Origin of the sequence: Allorhizobium undicola ORS 992 = ATCC 700741 (assembly GCF_000621665.1) — a bacterium.
Taxonomy (GTDB): domain Bacteria; phylum Pseudomonadota; class Alphaproteobacteria; order Rhizobiales; family Rhizobiaceae; genus Allorhizobium; species Allorhizobium undicola.
This window is the reverse complement of sequence record NZ_JHXQ01000005.1, coordinates 275458-292564: the sequence shown is the minus strand read 5'-3', so window position 1 is coordinate 292564 and position 17107 is coordinate 275458. Positions and strand designations below refer to the sequence as shown.

Below are 17107 nucleotides of genomic sequence, written 5' to 3'. Positions count from 1 at the left end.
CGCGAGAGGATTTGGCCTCATTGGCGAGCAGCATTCCATCGAGCTGATCGCGCCAGGGGCCGAGCTTCGGCTGAGGTTGACGGGTCCGTTCGTATTTGAACTCCGTCTCATCGGTGCGCAAAACCTTCCGCACCACTTTCCGCGATATGCCCAACTCCCGGCAGATCGCCTTGATCGACTTGCCCTGAACATGGGCTAGCCGCCGTATCTTCAGAATTGTTTCCACAATAAGCATCCAAACAAAAAGCCTCCGATGAAACCGGAGGCTGTTGTAACCCCATCGCAGATGGGGGGCCCGTTTGGACGCCGATCACCCCATTTGCGGGGTCCTTATTCCATGCCTAATCACAACCAGTAGGCAGCGTTGTCGGCCGCGTTCGCGACGCGCATCCCTGTCGAAACCCTGCTCTGCTCGGTACCGAGCTGGGAACCGATGTTGCGCAGGATATCGAGTGCGGCGATGGCAGCGTTGTTCGTAAGGATGCTTGTCATGAAACGGGGCCGTCGAATACGGTGTGTCTTGGCCCTTCATGTGCCGTCGGCGCAATTTGCCGCGCGGGTAAAATGGTTCATGAAGTCTTAATTTTCGCGCGATGTGGCTTGGGTAAAAATACTGATGCCGATCGCTTTTAAGCCGACCATTCTGGTTGAGCGCGCATCGCTCGCCTGGGTATCCAGCCGGCCTCCACCAAGAGCAATATCCCTTACTATATAAGAAAAACGGGACAATATCGATCAAGGTATTGATAAAATTGACATAATTAGTACGGCAAGTCGTTTTCGTCGCCGACTTCTACCTCCTGAACCACTTCGGGAAGGTAGTGAGACAGGGTCTCGCTGTCGGGCGCTTGCCATTCGCCTGACTTCTCCAGCACCAGCATCCGCGAAAGACGGTCTCTGGCTTCAAGGTAATCCTCGCCGGTCGTCGCGAACCATTCTCGGATGTAGGCCAGCCTGGCAAAGCTTTCGGGCGAAGCTTCCGCTGTCTTGTCCATGACGCCGAGGACCATGTCGACGTTTTGGAACGCATCGAAGCATGTCGGCAAAGGCCCCATGAAGTTTTTGAGGTCTCGCATGATTGTGGCAAGGCGGGCCGTCGCCTTGCGCACCAAGGGGTCGGTAATCTTGCCCGCCAAGGCTGAAAGGTTTTCCGCGATATCATCGCCAGCGAAGGAATGATGGGCGCGCTCCAGCCATGGCAGAACCGGCGTCATGTCGATCAGCAGGCGCTCGAAACGGTAGATCGGCTCCAGTTTTTCGACCGGGTAGAAATGACCGGTTACGCCCATCTCGATGAGGGCCATGACGTCCATGACAAAAGGATCGGCCCAGAAGTAATCCCGTCCGACCGGTACGGCGATAGGTTCAGGCTGACGGATGGCGGGATAGCGTCCCAGTCGCTGTGCCTCCGCTATCCAGGCGCTCGCTTCTTCCGGCGAGCGGAAACGACGTCCACGAAAGACGCCGCAAACATCCGCTATCGTAACGATGTTGTAGCCGACGCCCGCACCTGAAATCTCGGCGAGCAGCGTAGCGAGTTTCTTTCTGCGTGAGGCTTGCGTTGTCGACGGAACGTGCCGTGTGTCGCCTCCATCCCATAGGGTCGTTCCCAGCCTTTCAAGCTGAAGAATACCCGCGGCCTGCCGATCAAACGTCGCGTCGAGGATTCGCACGAGCTGTTGCGTAGTCTTGGTCAACTTCTTGATTTTGGCATCGCGGCGCGGAGCGATGCCGTGGCGCACAAGGTGTCGGCCAACCGTACTCTTCGATTGGCCGGTGATCCGGGCCGCATTTCGAACGGACGCCCGACCGAAGTCTTCCTCTGACATGTGGTACGCTCCCGGGGTCAGAAGGAACGTGGATGCACGCTCTTCACGACCGCGCTTGGGCTGGTACCGGGGCCGATTATACCTGTTCATCGTCCAGCGCACGACGTCATTGATTAGGCCGCGATCATCGCTACCGCGCGATCCTCGTTTCGCGCGCCACTCGCGCATGAAGTCTTCGCAGAAGCTGCGGAGCGGCTCTGCGTCTTTGCCGTGCTCATTCACGAAGGGGTAGACTGCCTTGCGCAGCGCGTCGAATTCTTCCTGGTTATCGCTCAATTATACCGCCTGCGTGCACTTGTTTTCAGTCATGAATACAATGGTGTGTCAGCGATTTCGCGAGATCAATAGCCACTAAGCCCGATCGGAGCTGATGGATGTTCCTGGGGCATCGTCCGAGGCTCTGGCGATCATACCACCTGAAACTTTTGTATGGGTGCGCCGACGGAGATCAGTGACGACTTGAGTTTGTTAAATTTGCGTACACGGTTCATCGCACTGCATCCAAGCACGATGAAGAAGAGACCAAAACCAAAGAACGGAAGGAGTGGAATCCCGGCAAGTGCGATTGCTAACCCTTGGAGAAACGTTTTCGTCGTCAGAGCGTTACAGAGTTCCGTTTTTCCCGCGACGTTCGCGGCCATCAGTACTCGCCTCGGAAAGATCGTCTTGTAAATCGTGAATGTACCATGGGTTCCTGGCACGATAGCATTTGACAGGCGTGTGCAGACGCCAAGCTTCGGGATGACATAGATCGTGCCGTCATCGCCTTGAATTCTCACCTCATGAATATCCGTAAAGCCAGATTCGTCCAAATTGTAAGGGCTGGTCTCTAGGATCGTGCCGGTGATTGTCTTCATCGAGAAATGTCCTGTTGTTTGTAGGCTTCTGGCTCTGGTCTACGCATAGGGGCTCTCAATCGCCCCAGCTCTCGAATTTCAGGGTTGAGTTTCCGTTCATCTTGTAACCGATGACCTTGCAGCTGCTTTTTTCCCGCACCGGTGCGGCACCCTTCAGCGTGATTGTGTGCCAGCCCGAATGATGGCCACTCACGGGGTAGGGAGCGGGTTCGCAACCCTTCTTAAACACATACGCTGTGCCCTTGATCAGAGCGGAGTCGTTGTAAGGGTCCCACGGCGCATCAGCCTTGAAGAGAAGTGTCCCAGGCTTGATTGTTCCGGCTATTGAAGCTTTCGGCTCGTGATAGGTGATTATTCCCTTTGCTGGGTCTACCCGCATGGCTGAGCCATTATGATCGGAAATCTCACGATTGCTCACTAGATCGGCAGCCGCAGACGACGAAACTTCGATTGGCTCTGCAGCAACCGGCGCGGCACCTTCGCTGCCGGCATCACTGGGAGCGACAATGCTCATGTCTGTAAGCCAGGGGGCTGCATCGGCGAATAATTGCCTGTTCCCGTCACAGACCTTCCAAAGTTTGTACTCACCCATATGAAAACGTTGAACGTTAAAGCAGAAGCCGGGTCCAATTAGTTCGACGTCTGGCATTTCGCCGGGCTGACGGGGGTGGAAGACGAAGTCATGCGTATTTTCGCCAATGACCAGAATTTCCCAAGTCCCTTTGGCCTTGGACGTGAGATACATATGCTTGCCGACCCAGCCGTAACAGCCGGTGACACCACTTCCTAGTTCCGCGGGGTAGCTGTAAACGATGATCTCGTTGATCCCGTCACCGTTCACATCCCGTTGTGCGGACTCGTAGTGGATGCTCGTGCCGTAAGAGATCACGCATTCTTCGATATACTCCTTCTCTCGTAGCGCCACCACTTTTACAGCTTGGTCGACGTCGCCCTTAGGCCAGTCAGCGGCTTCTGCCGTCGCGGCACAGGACAGCAGGATCATCGAGGCGGCAAATGTGGATTTCATGGAAACCTCTAAGGTAGCTTGGCTTCAAATTAAGACGTCACGGACTGCGTAGGCAGCGGCAAGGGGACACGAAGCGTTGCCCACTACGGACGTCGTCAAGGCCGTGTTGGGGTGCGATCACATACGGGCGTGATCAGCTTGATGATCCCAAGTCGGAAGTGACCGAGGACCCGTGATCCGCATTAATCGCTGGCAACTGTCGGGCTCCTCCATTGTGGAACACGAACAGGGCGTAGGAGCCGCCAAGCCATGGAAAGCAGGAAGATAATGGCTATGGCTGTCTTGTATTCGTACCAGGCCATACTTCCGTAATTGTCGATCGACGCTTTAAAGAAAAAGGTCAACGGAATAGCCAGCAGGATACTGCGGATACTGTAGCGGATCAGGGTTCCGAACCCGGGTATCCGCGAACGGCTGATAACCGTGCCCAGACGGTGGTGCCCATCTGCGTCGTATGTCTCACCATCCAGCATGTCCCCGATGACGCGGCAAATCGTTTCTCCGCGTTGAGGATTGCCAACCGCGATCGTCTTCGGCTGTATTCGGTTCTTGAGGTACAGTTTGACAATGTTGTCTTCAAACGTCGCGCCAGTCACAGCGGAAATCGGGTGGGTTTCTGATCCGTCGAATAGTTCCATCGTCTGGAAATTGAACACGAACTTTGAACTGACAAAGTTGCCATCCACGTCCCAGCCCTGCTGGCCAGCTTGCACCGCTCTGCGGGTTGCCGCCATGATGAGCCCTGTCGCTTCGCCCGATGCCAGAGCGCCCCCAACGGCCGCGTTGGCTATCCCGGCAGACATGACTAAGCCCGCTCCTGTTGCTCTGCCTGCTTCACTCATGACGATCTCCAAATAGTCCTCAGGACTCTGGTTTAGTCATGCGGCTTTTAAATTTGGCTGAAGTATTTTGGTCGATAATTCCGTTATCGGCGGGGGTAAAAATACCGACCATACTTCATCGACTGATTGCCATTGTTCTTCAGGAGAATTTGTATTTTGGGGCTTTAGAGATGTCTCAGAGGCTCGCAAAGATGGAGAGACTGCGATGTCGAAAGCTACATACCAGGATATCAACCGTGGCTCGCGGGTCGTTGGTATCATCTGTTTATTGTTGGCGGTCACCCTGTTGATTGTCTTGCATTCGAATATGGTCAAGGCCCGGGAATATAGAGGCAGTTCTTTGGAGGTCGTGACCGTACAATGCGAAAATTATGCTAGCTATCGAGGCCCGGACGAAGTTTTCCATAAAATCTATCCGCACCTTTGGTTCAAGCACTGGTGTGGTGAATATGTCGGGCAAATCAACCGATTGAAGGACGCAGAATACAGTGCAAGATTGAGGGAAACTATCGCGCGGGTCGATGCGGAAATTGCAGCCGAAGCGCTCAATAAGCCAGACTGATATGTAGGCGACGCTGGAGCGATGAGAATAGCCTTAGAGGGCGTGCGACAGCTAAAGCTAGTTAGGCCATCTGCAAGTCAGTTCTCGATTTCCAGATTTCCAGTTCGTCGAGGACCGCATCCGTCCAAACCAGCATCGCCTTGCGCTTTAAATGCAGGTGTTGCGCGCCGCCGTAGGCGAGCCTCGTAATTCGCGCGATCCGCTGCTCCCGTGAATCGTCGTCTTCGACGTCTAGCTTGTCGGTGCGTCTCATCTCGTGAGCAAGGATCACCGATGCGCCCCCCGGAATACCGGCCTGATCTAGTGTCTTGGTGATGGTTGTCCGCAGATCGTGTGGTGTCCACCATTTTATGCCGTTCGCCGCGAAGAGGTCGACCGCCGTCTTGCGCTTCTTCGTGAGCGTGTCTCGTGCGGCCAACCGCTGGCAGACGGCAAGCGTAGACGATCGGTGGATATGGATATCTTCCTCGCCTCGCTCAGAGGGGAAAAGCCACTCGCTATCTGGCCTGTTCATGAGGGCGAGCTTTGTGGCCATGTGCTGGACCATCCGGGGAGGGACGGGCAGGATGTGGGCGACGCCCGCTTTCATAATCCCTTCGCCCCATGCGGCTAGGTACCAGCCTTCATTGTCGGGGTCAGGAATGTAGTCGGCTCGACGGATTGCCAGCGCCGCTCCCTGCCTCTGCGCCGTGAGGCAGACCCAATGGAAGGCTGCCGCCACGCCGTCACGGATACCGTGCTTGTGGTCGTGCTTGGCGTCCATGCGCCCCGGCAGACGTTTCGTCGTATAGGTATCGACAAGAACGAGCGTCTTTGCCAATCCCTCTAGCCCCGGATTTCTCGTGCGGGGTTTGACCGCGCGCCCAACTGTCAGGATTTTCCACCAGGGCTCGACACGGTCGAGGCCGGATTGGCCTCCGTGAACGGACTGGCAGTGGCTGAGAATAGTACTGACGTTCGAAACGACTTTCGCCGCAGGGGAAGGCGACTCGTGCTTCTTGAGCATGACGTCGCGAATGCTCTCGATATCGGCCCTTTTGATATTGACGGCCGGCATGTCGAGGAGGTCTTTGAAGTCCGGTTTTGCAAAGGTGGACTTCAGGGTCGAAACGGTCGGCCCTCGCCATGGCTTCGCCGCCGATTTCGCCGTCTTGTCTTCAATCGTTTGCTCGATGCACCGGCGCAAGGTCCATGTGCCAGCTCTGGGCCGCATCTCCCTGATGATGTCGTCGTGAGAAAGGCCAAGGTTGTTTTCGACGGCGTGGTGATGCTGCCGAAGGAATTCGTCAGCGTGGGCGTCTCCGCCGAAATCTATCTGGCGCTTCACCTTTTCGGCAAGTTCTCGCGCCGCCTTGATCGACGGGATGTACCAAGCTTCCCCTTCGTGCGCCCAGCCGAGGGTTTTGTTGATCCCCTTATATCGCAGAAAGAAGGCGACCTTCTCATTCTTGAGGCGGAGGGAAAGGCCGGTGCACTTCAGGTCGGTGATGTAATGGCTCCCCTTATGCCCAGGGCTTGCCTTCTTGAGGAAGTCGGCGAGGTGAGAGGGGCGAAGATCGGCTTTGTCAGAAATGGTAGCCATTGGGGTCGTTACCTCGTTTTATGGAACACGTCTGGAACATTCGCTTTCCGGATTTGGGGTCTTTTATTCGCTCCCGTGCGGGCTGAGCGATGTCTTGAATTGCGGCCAGATAACGAGAAATATCTATGTGTGTCAACAAATTAGCGAGAAAATAAAAGACCTCAATCTCGATCGGAATCTTGCGATAACGCTAGGCTTTAGGTTTGTGGCACCTGAGGTCGGAGGTTCGAGACCCCCCAACCGTACCATTTTCCCTTTATAAACGACATCTTAAAGCTGACGCTACAGCATCATTGCTGGCATTGTGCCGTTACGCCTACTCGAAGACGCCGCGTTCTGCGCGCACGCTTTCTCCTAGATAATCCACCACGGTGCGGATGCGGGCAATGTCGCGCAGGCTTTCGTGATAGGTGGTCCAGTAGGCGCGGCGGATGGAAAGTTCCGGCAGGACGCGCACCAGTTCGGGATATTGGCGGGCGATATAGGCATGGAGAATGCCGATGCCGGCTCCCGCCCGCACCGCCTCCGTCTGGCCGATTGCCGAGGAAATCTCGAAACCGGCATTCCAGTCCCGCAGGATTTCATTGGTATAATTGAGCGAGGGCGTGAAGATCAGGTCTTCGACATAGCCGATCCGCCGATGTTGTTTCAGCGCCTCCACCTGCTGCGGTGCGCCGTAGCTGTCCAGATAATCGCGGGAGGCATAGAGCGCCAGCGTGTAATCGGTCAGGTGCGAGGAAACCAGCCTGCCCTGATCCGGCCGCTGGAGGGTGACGGCAATATCGGCTTCGCGCTGCGAAAGCGAAAAAGAGCGCGGCACCGGCACGAGCTGCACCTTCAATTCCGGATGGCGTTCCAGAAGCCCGCCCAGCCGGGCCGCCAGAAAAAACACGCCAAAGCCGTCCGGCGCCCCGATCCGCACGGTTCCGGCCACCCGCGCATCGGTGCGGCCAAGGCGGGCCTGCGCTTCCAGCATTTCGGTTTCCATGCGCTCGGCACTCACCAGAAAGGTTTCGCCCTCCGCCGTGATCTCGCAACCATGGGTGCGGCGTATGAAGAGCCGCGTTTTCAGCGCATCCTCCAGCGCTGTCAGCCGCCGGGAAAGCGTGGCATGATTGAGGCCCAGGCGGCGTGAGGCAGCCAGGATCTGGCCCGTGCGCGCCACGGCCAGAAAAATGCGGACATCGTCCCAGTTCATGGCTCATCCGTACTTTAAAATTTGCACAACGGATACGTAATTCATCGCATTGCGTTGTGCAAATTAAAGTTGGATAGTCGCTTTCAGAAACAAGGAGGAAACCTATGTATCAGGTTGGTCATTTCATTGGCGGCAAGCAGGTTGCCGGCACGTCCGGGCGCACGCAGCCCATCTACAATCCCGCAACTGGCGAAATCCAGGGCGAAGTGCATCTGGCGAGCGCCGAGGAATTGGCCGCAGCCGTTGAAAATGCCAAGGCTGCGCAGCCGAAATGGGCCGCCACCAATCCGCAGCGCCGCGCCCGTGTTTTCATCAAGTTCGTGGAATTGCTGAACAAGCACATGGACGAGCTGGCCACGCTGCTCTCGCGCGAGCATGGCAAGACCGTCGATGACGCCAAGGGCGACATCGTGCGTGGTCTGGAAGTTTGCGAATTCGTCATTGGCATTCCGCATCTGTCCAAGAGCGAGTTCACCGAAGGCGCCGGTCCGAATATCGATATGTATTCGATCCGCCAGCCGGTTGGCATCGGCGCAGGCATCACGCCCTTCAACTTCCCCGGTATGATCCCGATGTGGATGTTCGCCCCCGCCATTGCCTGCGGCAATGCCTTCATTCTCAAGCCTTCCGAGCGCGATCCTTCCGTTCCGATCCGCCTGGCCGAACTGATGATCGAGGCCGGTCTTCCCGCCGGTATCCTCAATGTCGTCAATGGTGACAAGTCGGCCGTGGACGGTCTTCTGACCCATCCCGACATTGGCGCCATTTCCTTCGTCGGCTCCACGCCGATCGCCCGCTATGTTTATGGCACCGCTGCCATGAACGGCAAGCGCGCCCAGTGCTTCGGTGGCGCCAAGAACCACATGATCATCATGCCGGATGCCGATCTGGACCAGGCCGCAAACGCCCTCATGGGTGCAGGCTACGGTTCGGCTGGCGAGCGCTGCATGGCGATCTCCGTTGCCGTTCCGGTCGGCGAGGAAACCGCAAACCGCCTGATCGAAAAGCTGACGCCCATGGTGGAGTCGCTGCGCATCGGCCCCTATACCGATGAAAAGGCCGATATGGGCCCCGTCATCACCAAGGAAGCCCGCGAGCGCATCCTCGGTCTGATCGACACCGGTGTGGAGCAGGGCGCAAAGCTCGTGGTCGATGGCCGCGATTTCAAGCTTCAGGGCTATGAAAACGGCTACTTCGTCGGCGGCTGCCTGTTCGACAACGTCACCACCGACATGGACATCTACAAGACCGAAATCTTCGGCCCGGTTCTCTCCGTGGTGCGCGCCAAGACCTATGAGGAAGCCCTGTCGCTGCCGATGAAGCACGAATACGGCAATGGCGTTGCCATCTTCACCCGCGATGGCGATGCGGCCCGCGATTTCGCCTCGCGCGTCAATATCGGCATGGTCGGCGTCAACGTTCCGATCCCGGTTCCGCTGGCCTATCACTCCTTCGGCGGCTGGAAGGCTTCCTCTTTCGGCGACCTGAACCAGCATGGCACCGATGCCATCAAGTTCTGGACCCGCACCAAGACCGTCACCAGCCGTTGGCCATCCGGCATCAAGTCCGGCGCCGAGTTCGTGATGCCGACGATGAAGTGATGCCGGATGGTATCGCTGGTCTGCGCGTCCTCGCTTCGCTCCGGTCGCGCGGGCTGGCATCAAGTCCGGCGCCGAGTTCGTGATGCCGACGATGAAGTGATGCCGGATGGTATCGCTGGTCTGCGCGTCCTCGCTTCGCTGCGGTCGCGCGGGCTGGCATCAAGTCCGGCGCCGAGTTCGTGATGCCGACGATGAAGTGATGCCGGATGGTATTGCTGGTCTGCGCGTCCTCGCTTCGCTGCGGTCGCGCGGGCCGGCATCAACTACGGCGCATATCTTGCGATCTGAGAAAGGCTCCCCTGCGGGAGCCTTTTTTAATGCCAAGCCGGGCCATTGAGAATTTTCGACCTTGAAAATATAAATCTAGACTTGAAATATCCACTTTTATGGACCACCTTCAGTTGATCCAAAGCGCTTGAGCCGAACTATTCCCGAAGAGTCCAATTTTGGAATTGTTCAAAACTGTAAAGCTGCTATAAAGACGCAGATAGCGAGGGAGTGGCGATATGCGCCTGACGAAGCAGACAAATTATGCCGTAAGAATGCTGATGTATTGCGCTGCCAACAAGGACCATCTCAGCCGTATTCCCGAAATTGCCAAGGCCTACGGCGTGTCGGAGCTTTTTCTGTTCAAGATCCTTCAGCCTTTGACCAAGGCCGGTCTGGTCGAGACGGTGCGGGGCCGCAATGGCGGCGTGCGTCTGGGGCGTCCGGCGGAAAAGATCAGCCTTTTCGATGTGGTGAAGGTTACGGAAGACAGTTTCGCCATGGCGGAATGTTTCGAGGATGACGGCCATGTCGAGTGCCCGCTTGTGGATAGCTGTGGCCTCAATTCCGCGCTTCGCAAGGCGCTCAATGCCTTCTTCGAAGTGCTGATGGATTACAGCATCGACGATCTGGTCAAGGCGCGTCCGCAGATCAACTTCCTTCTCGGACTTGACGATCTCAAGCAGGTTTCCGCACCTGCCGCCTGAGCACGGCTCTTTGACGTGGGCCAAAAAGACAAGGCCCGCGCAGACAGAATGATGCAAAATCAACACGCAGTTGCTGCCCGGCCTTGTGTCGGGCATTTTCATGCGGAAACAGGCCTGTGTTCTGTTGCTGCCGAAACAGGCTACAGCGCCGTGCGTTTTATCAAACGCACGAAGGACGCTGTAACACTTTAAATCTGCTGCATAATTTTCACCTTAACTCGATTCCGATTTAAGGAATTATGCAATAGCGCGGAAAACGCTGTCGGAATTCCAAAAGAACGAGGATGTCATGACTGTGCCGGAACCAGCTCGCGAACCTCTCGCCATTGTCGTCATGGGTGTCAGCGGCTGCGGCAAGACCTCGATTGGCGAGAGGCTTGCGGAGCGCCTGCATCTGCCGTTTCTTGAGGGCGACAGCCTCCACCCCAAGGCAAATGTCGAGAAAATGGCGGCAGGCACTCCGCTTTCCGATGAGGATCGCTGGCCATGGCTGGAGGCAATCGGGGTGCATATGCGCGCGGCGCTGGAAAATGGGCAGGGCGTTGTTGTCTCCTGCTCGGCCCTGAAGAAATCCTACCGCGATCTTTTACGAAAGGCCACGGGACACCGCACTGCCCTTGTTTATCTTGAGGGCTCCAAAGCCTTGTTGAGCCAGCGCATGGGCGAAAGAACCGGCCACTTCATGCCGGTCAGCCTGTTGGAAAGCCAGCTTGCGACGCTGGAAAATCCTGCGGGCGAGCCGCTTGTCGTTACAGTCGCCATAGACCGCAGCATCAACGATATTGTCGAGGCAGCGCTTGCTGGCCTGAGCAGGATGTAGCGACAGCGTCGCACTTGCACCTGACGCGGGGTCACGCCTTGAAGCGCTCCGGCCTCCAGGCGGAAATGTCGAGGAAGGGCTTTTCACCGCACATGGCCTCCGCGATCAGCCGTCCGGTCACGGGGCCAAGGGTCAGACCGTGATGGGCGTGGCCGAAGGCAAACCACAGACCCTTGTGGCGCGGTGCTTTGCCTATCACCGGCATCATGTCTGGCGTGCAGGGGCGGGCGCCCATCCATGGTTCGGCATCCAGTCTCTCTGCCAGCGGAAAGATCGTGCGGGCGACGCTTTCGGCGCGCTGAAGCTGCACGGGCGTTTTCGGGGCGTCGCGATCGGCAAATTCGGCGCCTGTGGTCAGGCGAATGCCCTTTGCCATGGGGGCGAGAAAATAGCCGCGCTCCTTGTCCATGGTCCAGTTGTTGAGAACGGCGTTGCCCTGAGGGGCGTAATGCATGTGATAGCCGCGCTTTACACCCAGCAGGAAGCGATAACCGAGCGGCGCCGTCACGTCATCCGACCAGGGGCCGAGCGCCACCACGATGTCTCCGGCGCTGACCGGCCCTTCCTGCGTGTCAACCTGCCAGCCGCTGCCGGACTGGCGCAGGGATCGCGCATCGCCGTTTACCATGCGGCCGCCGAGACTTTCGAAATAGCGAAGATAGGCGAGCGTCAAGGCCTGCGGATCCTTGACCGACCAGGGGTCTTCCCATTTCAGGCCGCCGATAAAGACGGATTTAAGGTGCGGCTCCTCGGTGGAGAGCGCCTGTGCATCCAGCAATCGATAGCGAATGCCGTATTCGCGCGAAAGGCGCTCGGCTTCCGCCGCCTCCTTGTCGTGGGCGGCGGGGGTGCGAAAGGCCTCCAGCCAGCCATCCTTGCGAATGAGGTCTTCTGCGCCAGCCGCCTTGATGAGCACTTCGTGTTCGCTGACGGAATGCTCGATCAGGGGAGCATAGGCCCGCGCGATGGCGTCATGCCGGTTCCTGTTGGAATTCCACCAATAGGAGGAAAGAAAGGGCACGAGCCGCGGCAGGGCGCGGGCATGATAATGCGCATCGATGCGATTGTTGAGGCCATAGCGCAGAAGAAGCTGCCATTCCTGCGGAAAGCCATAGGGAACGACGCCTTCGCGCTGGATAAGCCCGGCATTGCCAAAGGAGGTTTCCTCGCCTGCGCCGCGACGGTCTACCAGCACCACGGAACGGCCCTTGCGGGCGAGATGCAGGGCGGTGGAAACCCCGATGATGCCGGCACCAAGAACGATCACATCTGCGGACATTGAAAAACCTTGCTCAGACACTTTGCAGGAAAGATGCAAACTTTCCGTGTGGTTTTAGAGCATAATTCGACCGGAGTGAAGCGAGGATCGACAAGATTATGCTTTAAAAATAGAAGCTTGGAGCATTTTCGGCAAAAGTGGCCCCCCGGTTTTGCGTTCGGAAATGCGTGAAAAGAAGCATTTCCAGCAAAAGTGGGCCCCGGTTTTGCGTCCGGAAATGCGTGAAAATAAGCATTTCCAGCAAAAGTGGATCCCGGTTTTGCGGTCTTGCCGATGTCAGCGGTCGCATTGCAGGTGAATGAGGCTTGGCGTGATGAGGCCTGCGAAATAGGGCCTGTCGGGATCGGGCTTTTCAAAGATACGGCAGGCGGTGCTGTCGTCGCCGCGCAGTTGCAAAGCCTGATCGGCGGCAAGGCGGAAGGCTGCCTGATAGTCCGGATCGTGAATATCGAGGGTCAGAGTCTGCCCGCGCATATCCACGGCTCCCGCCAGATTGAAGGCGAAGACTACGGTGACGGCACCCTCGGCAAGGGTGATCTGCATGTCGGCAGGCTCCAGGCGGGCAACCCTTTGGCCGTTCATCTCGACGCGGGAAAAAAAGCGCCAGCGGCGAAGGTCGCTCATCAGGCGGTTACGCAGAGCGAGTATTTCCTTTTCATTCAGCGCGCCGTCGCCATCTGTGTCGTAGCGGGCAAGCAGGGTGGCGCTATAGGCCTTGTCGAAGGTCCAGCTTTGGCCAATCCCGGTCAATACGCCGCGTTTCAGGTTGAACAGCACCTTCAGCGTGATGGCAATGTCAGGATGGGCCTGACATGCCAGGGGCAGGGACAGAAAAAGACCGATTGCCAGCAGGCCCTTGCGCAGGATCATCATGGCGACCAGTCCTCGTCGGTCATCGGCCTTTGCGGTCCCGTCCGGTCGAAGGCCTTCAAGACCGGGGAAAAGCCGGGGTGGATGCCATCGGCGGGCGGGGCGGCGGAAAATTCCGGCGGCACAAGCGCCTGCTGGCGTGCGGCCATATAGGCGCCGCCATAAAGCGCGCCAATGGCAAGCAGCCAGCTTCCGGCAATGCGGCTGGCCGTGGCGGTCCATGACTTTTGCTGCAAGGAAACCGGCAGGGCAATGGCCAGAATGATCCAGATCATCAAACCAAGTCCGACGGGCAGGGCGCGACGGTCATGCAGGCCGGGATTGGAAAAATCCGCCGCAAGTGCCAGAAAACCGCCGGCCGCCAGCAGCAGCGGCAAGGCTGGCAAGGGGCGCAGACGTGGAGGCAGAACGAGAATGGCGCCCGCGCAAAAACAGCCAAGCGGCCCCACCAGAAAGAAGTGGGCGGGGGCGCCCGGCAAGCGGGCAAGGGCAGAAAGCACATCCTGCTTGAAGGCGAGGCTGAGCATCATGCCCGATATAAGTGCGATTGCCGCGCCAATGCGCGGCAGGGGTGAGAGCTGACCTATCACCAGCCCGACGCCGATCAGCGGCAAAAGCCGTTCGGCAGACAGGATCGGTTCCAACAGCCACACTTGCGCCGGTATATCGTTTGCCGCGCACCACAGAAGATAAAGCACGAAGCCCAAGGTGCCTGCGAACAGCAGCAGTGCCGCAAAAAGGCTTAGTGCATTGCACCGGAAGCGGGACGCGCTCTTGAGAGCGCCTCCGATGAGAAAGCGAAAACCGGCGGCATCACGAAATCCTTCAGGCAAGCTCTTCACGCATCCAGTCTTTTCGCGGGCAGCGGGCCGCATGTTTGCAAATCGGGTTGGTCTGGCGCTTTCAGGCCACCAGGAAATATAGCCCGCCAAGGGCAATCAGCCCGCCCGGAACCCGCAACAGGCTATTGCCGAGTGCGCGCTGAACGCCGAGGCCCAGACCTATGCCCGCAAGATGGATGAGGCCGGTGGCCAGCACGAAGCCAATGGCAAAATCCGCCGGATCGGATGCTGCGGGCAGCTCTGCCCCATGGGCATAGCCGTGGCAGATGGCAAAAAGACCGATAATGCCCAGTGCCAGCCATTCCGGCGGACGCCAGACAAAGGCAATGGCTGCACCCAGCACCAGAATGGAAAGGGCAATGCCGGTTTCGATGGCGGGCAGGGGAAAGCCTGCAATGCCGAGAACGCCGCCGAGAACCATGATCAGCGGAAAGGTAATGGGCAATGTCCATACATTGCGTCCGCCCATTTGCGCGCCCCACAGGCCTACGGAAAACATGGCCAGAAGGTGATCGGCGCCGGAAAGAGGATGTTCGAAGCCCTGAAGCAAGCCACCCGCACCGCCCTGGGTAATGTGGGCCTGCGCCATGCCGGGAGCCATGATGAGAAAAACTCCGGCCGTAGCGGCCATGCTTTTCACGCTCCAGAACCGGTGGGCCAGCTTCTTCATTCCTTCACTCCAATTTGCCGTCTCGAACCATGATGATCCGGCAAGGTTAAACCCATCGGGGGCAAATCGCCATGGCAAAGTGCAGGTGAAGCGTGTCAGGCAAACCCGATGCGGAAAAAGGAGGTTCAGTTTCTGTCGGTTTCAACTCCGGCGGGGATGCTGTAAAGCTGCAAACCGGCAATCGCGCGAAACCGATCCTTTCAGGATTTTGTTTTTTCGCATGTCGTTATCGCAACACCGCTGCACACTTTTGCGCGACTTGCTTTAACATTTTTCTTTTTGAAGCATCATCTTGCCGGGCCTCTCTTCGCTCCGGTCGGATCATGCTCCATGACAATTCGGGACACGATCATGGCGCTTCGCAAAGACCGGCTTTTTCTCCTTGGCCTTCTGGTTTCGGCGGGCTTTCCCCAGCTTGCCCAGGCCCATGTGCTGGGCGGTCCCATGGGCGGCTTTGGCAGCGGTTTCGAACATCCCCTGCTGGGGGCTGACCACTTTCTGGCCATGCTGGCGGTGGGGTTGTGGGGTGCGCAACTGGGAGGGCGATCCGTCTGGACCCTGCCTGCAACCTTTCCGCTGATCATGTGTGTGGGTGGGGTGATTGGCATGTTCAGCCTGCTGCCGGACTGGTGCGTGGCGGTTGGCATCGCCATCTCCGTGTTGTCGCTGGGGCTTGCCATCGCCTTTGCCTGGCGTGCCCCGGAATGGGCGTCCTTGGCGATCATCACGTTTTTTGCCTTGTTCCATGGCTATCCGCATGGTCAGATCGCACCCTCTGCCGCAGATCCCGCCGCTTATACGGTCGGTTTCGTCGTTGCCACCGGCATGATCCATATTTTCGGGATTGCCATCGGCTATGGGCTCGCCCGGCTGAAGGGGGGGGCTGTGGTGCGGCTTCTGGGGGCGGCCATCGGGGCGGCCGGGCTTTATTATCTTGCGGCAGCACTTATGGGCTGACGCCGCAAGCGGGATTTCGGGAGCGGTTCAATGTTTCGCGCAAACAGTGAACCGCTCCAACTCTCTGCTTCTACAGCGTCCATCGTGCGTTTTATCAAACGCACGATGGACGCTGTAACACTTTAAATCTACTGCATAATTTTCACCTTAAATCGATTCCGATTTAAGGAATTATGCAGAAGGCATTTCCGGACGGAAAACCGGTGTCCGCTTTTCCTGAAAAACGCTCTACATCTGTTCACTCTGCGCGCCGCTGCCGGGTGGGGCGGGGGCCAGCACGGGCTCCTGACCGAGCGGCGTCATCGGCCGCGACGTGAATTCGCCCTTGCCGTCCATGGATTTGCCTTGCGACCAGCGGCCGGGCGGCGGTTCGCTGCCATCGGACTGAAAGCCCAGGAAGACATAGCTGAAGTCCTGGTTTTCCGCCGACTGCGGGAAACTGTTGGGGATGGGAAATACACCCTCCATGCCCCCCAGCTCCTCAAGCGCGGCCATCCATTGGTTCTGGTGCATTGTGTCCCGTGCGATAAGAAAGGACAGCATATCTTTCATGCCGGGATCGCCCGTCATTTCATAAAGGCGCACAGCAAGGGTGCGGCCTGTGGATTCGGCGGCAATATTGGCTGTCATGTCGGCGGCAATATTACCGCTGGCATAGATGTGCGACATGTCGAAAGGCACGCCGTCGGAATCGACCGGCATGGCCGAAAGCCCCGCCGAAAGCAGGTTCTTCAAATTCATGCCGCCAAGGACGGCGCCTGCGACCGGGTCCGCCGCAATATCCTCCTTCAGGGAAAGCGGCGCGCCTTCGAGATTGAGCGCCACGGCTGTCGCCAGCATTTCGATATGGCTTAGCTCCTCGGCGGCGGTATTCATCAGCATGTCGCGAAATTTGGGATTGCCGCGCGCTCCGCAAGCTTGAAAAAAATACTGCATGGCAACGCGAATTTCGCCTTCCACGCCGCCAATTGCCTGCTGCAAAGCGCGGGCAAACAGCGGATCGGGGCGCTCGACACGCACCGGATATTGCATCATGCCATCCGTATAAAACATATCAATCTCCTCATGTTTTCATGCCGCCCAACAAGACCGAGGAAGGAATGTTTCATGCCGGAGAGATATTTCCGCCCCTGCGGCCCGCCTGTATCGCGGCTGGACAGTTGTAAGGCGGGACTTGAGCGGCGAGGGGATACGAAC

At 57.8% G+C, this 17107-nt stretch carries 16 protein-coding genes and 2 pseudogenes; 5 read left to right on the top strand and 13 right to left on the bottom strand.

Annotated features, from left to right (window positions below; translation table 11 throughout):
• From T424_RS0108430 to T424_RS0108405, 6 genes and pseudogenes are all read right to left on the bottom strand, one after another.
• Positions 1-235: pseudogene (locus tag T424_RS0108430) on the bottom strand (helix-turn-helix domain-containing protein); the annotation flags it as partial.
• A 116-nt stretch (positions 236-351) separates the two neighbouring features.
• Positions 352-492 (bottom strand): annotated as a pseudogene (locus T424_RS22485) (flagellin N-terminal helical domain-containing protein); the annotation flags it as partial.
• 269 nt (positions 493-761) lie between these two features.
• Positions 762-2105, bottom strand: coding sequence for a hypothetical protein (locus T424_RS0108420; RefSeq protein ID WP_027487340.1), 1344 nt, complete (start codon positions 2103-2105; stop codon positions 762-764).
• Between the two features lie 131 nt (positions 2106-2236).
• The gene (locus tag T424_RS0108415; protein ID WP_027487339.1) at positions 2237-2686 is read right to left on the bottom strand and encodes a hypothetical protein; all 450 of its coding nucleotides are present in this window, start codon (positions 2684-2686) and stop codon (positions 2237-2239) included.
• A gap of 55 nt (positions 2687-2741) precedes the next feature.
• The gene (locus T424_RS21740) at positions 2742-3713 is read right to left on the bottom strand and encodes a hypothetical protein (protein WP_027487338.1); all 972 of its coding nucleotides are present in this window, start codon (positions 3711-3713) and stop codon (positions 2742-2744) included.
• Positions 3714-3895: 182 nt separating this feature from the next.
• Complete coding sequence (locus T424_RS0108405) at positions 3896-4555, bottom strand: hypothetical protein (protein ID WP_154664849.1); 660 nt, start codon at positions 4553-4555, stop codon at positions 3896-3898.
• Between the two features lie 67 nt (positions 4556-4622).
• On the opposite strand from T424_RS0108405, the gene T424_RS0108400 reads away from it, so the two are divergent.
• On the top strand, positions 4623-5117 hold the full coding sequence (locus T424_RS0108400) for a hypothetical protein (RefSeq protein WP_154664848.1): 495 nt from the start codon (positions 4623-4625) through the stop codon (positions 5115-5117).
• 61 nt (positions 5118-5178) lie between these two features.
• On the opposite strand, the gene T424_RS0108395 is transcribed toward T424_RS0108400, so the two are convergent.
• Complete coding sequence (locus tag T424_RS0108395; RefSeq protein WP_027487335.1) at positions 5179-6699, bottom strand: site-specific integrase; 1521 nt, start codon at positions 6697-6699, stop codon at positions 5179-5181.
• A 316-nt stretch (positions 6700-7015) separates the two neighbouring features.
• Complete coding sequence (locus T424_RS0108390) at positions 7016-7897, bottom strand: LysR family transcriptional regulator (protein WP_027487334.1); 882 nt, start codon at positions 7895-7897, stop codon at positions 7016-7018.
• A 104-nt stretch (positions 7898-8001) separates the two neighbouring features.
• On the opposite strand from T424_RS0108390, the gene T424_RS0108385 reads away from it, so the two are divergent.
• The 3 genes from T424_RS0108385 to T424_RS0108375 all read left to right on the top strand — a co-directional run bounded on the left by T424_RS0108385 (position 8002) and on the right by T424_RS0108375 (position 11292).
• Complete coding sequence (locus T424_RS0108385) at positions 8002-9498, top strand: CoA-acylating methylmalonate-semialdehyde dehydrogenase (protein ID WP_027487333.1); 1497 nt, start codon at positions 8002-8004, stop codon at positions 9496-9498.
• Positions 9499-10004: 506 nt separating this feature from the next.
• Positions 10005-10472 carry an iron-responsive transcriptional regulator RirA gene (gene rirA / locus T424_RS0108380; protein ID WP_027487332.1) on the top strand — a complete coding sequence of 156 codons (468 nt, stop codon included), beginning with the start codon at positions 10005-10007 and terminating at the stop codon, positions 10470-10472.
• Positions 10473-10761: 289 nt separating this feature from the next.
• Complete coding sequence (locus T424_RS0108375; protein ID WP_037066979.1) at positions 10762-11292, top strand: gluconokinase; 531 nt, start codon at positions 10762-10764, stop codon at positions 11290-11292.
• A gap of 31 nt (positions 11293-11323) precedes the next feature.
• Here the strand turns inward: T424_RS0108375 and T424_RS0108370 are convergent, their stop codons facing one another.
• From T424_RS0108370 to T424_RS0108350, 4 genes are all read right to left on the bottom strand, one after another.
• Complete coding sequence (locus tag T424_RS0108370) at positions 11324-12571, bottom strand: NAD(P)/FAD-dependent oxidoreductase (RefSeq protein WP_027487330.1); 1248 nt, start codon at positions 12569-12571, stop codon at positions 11324-11326.
• 276 nt (positions 12572-12847) lie between these two features.
• Positions 12848-13444: a DUF1007 family protein gene (locus T424_RS0108360; protein WP_027487329.1), complete on the bottom strand. Its 597-nt coding sequence runs from the start codon at positions 13442-13444 to the stop codon at positions 12848-12850.
• On the bottom strand, positions 13441-14283 hold the full coding sequence (locus tag T424_RS22480) for a hypothetical protein (protein ID WP_210164383.1): 843 nt from the start codon (positions 14281-14283) through the stop codon (positions 13441-13443). Before T424_RS22480 ends, T424_RS0108360 begins: the two co-directional genes overlap by 4 nt.
• A 61-nt stretch (positions 14284-14344) precedes the next feature.
• Positions 14345-14953, bottom strand: a complete 609-nt coding sequence (locus tag T424_RS0108350) for a HupE/UreJ family protein (protein WP_037066977.1) — start codon at positions 14951-14953, stop codon at positions 14345-14347.
• A 330-nt stretch (positions 14954-15283) separates the two neighbouring features.
• Here T424_RS0108350 and T424_RS20505 point away from each other — a divergent pair, with 330 nt between their 5' ends.
• Positions 15284-15910 (top strand): HupE/UreJ family protein, encoded by a 627-nt coding sequence (locus T424_RS20505; RefSeq protein ID WP_051558863.1) that lies wholly within the window; start codon positions 15284-15286, stop codon positions 15908-15910.
• Positions 15911-16138: 228 nt separating this feature from the next.
• Here the strand turns inward: T424_RS20505 and T424_RS0108340 are convergent, their stop codons facing one another.
• Positions 16139-16963: a manganese catalase family protein gene (locus T424_RS0108340; protein ID WP_027487326.1), complete on the bottom strand. Its 825-nt coding sequence runs from the start codon at positions 16961-16963 to the stop codon at positions 16139-16141.
• Positions 16964-17107: the final 144 nt, after the last annotated feature.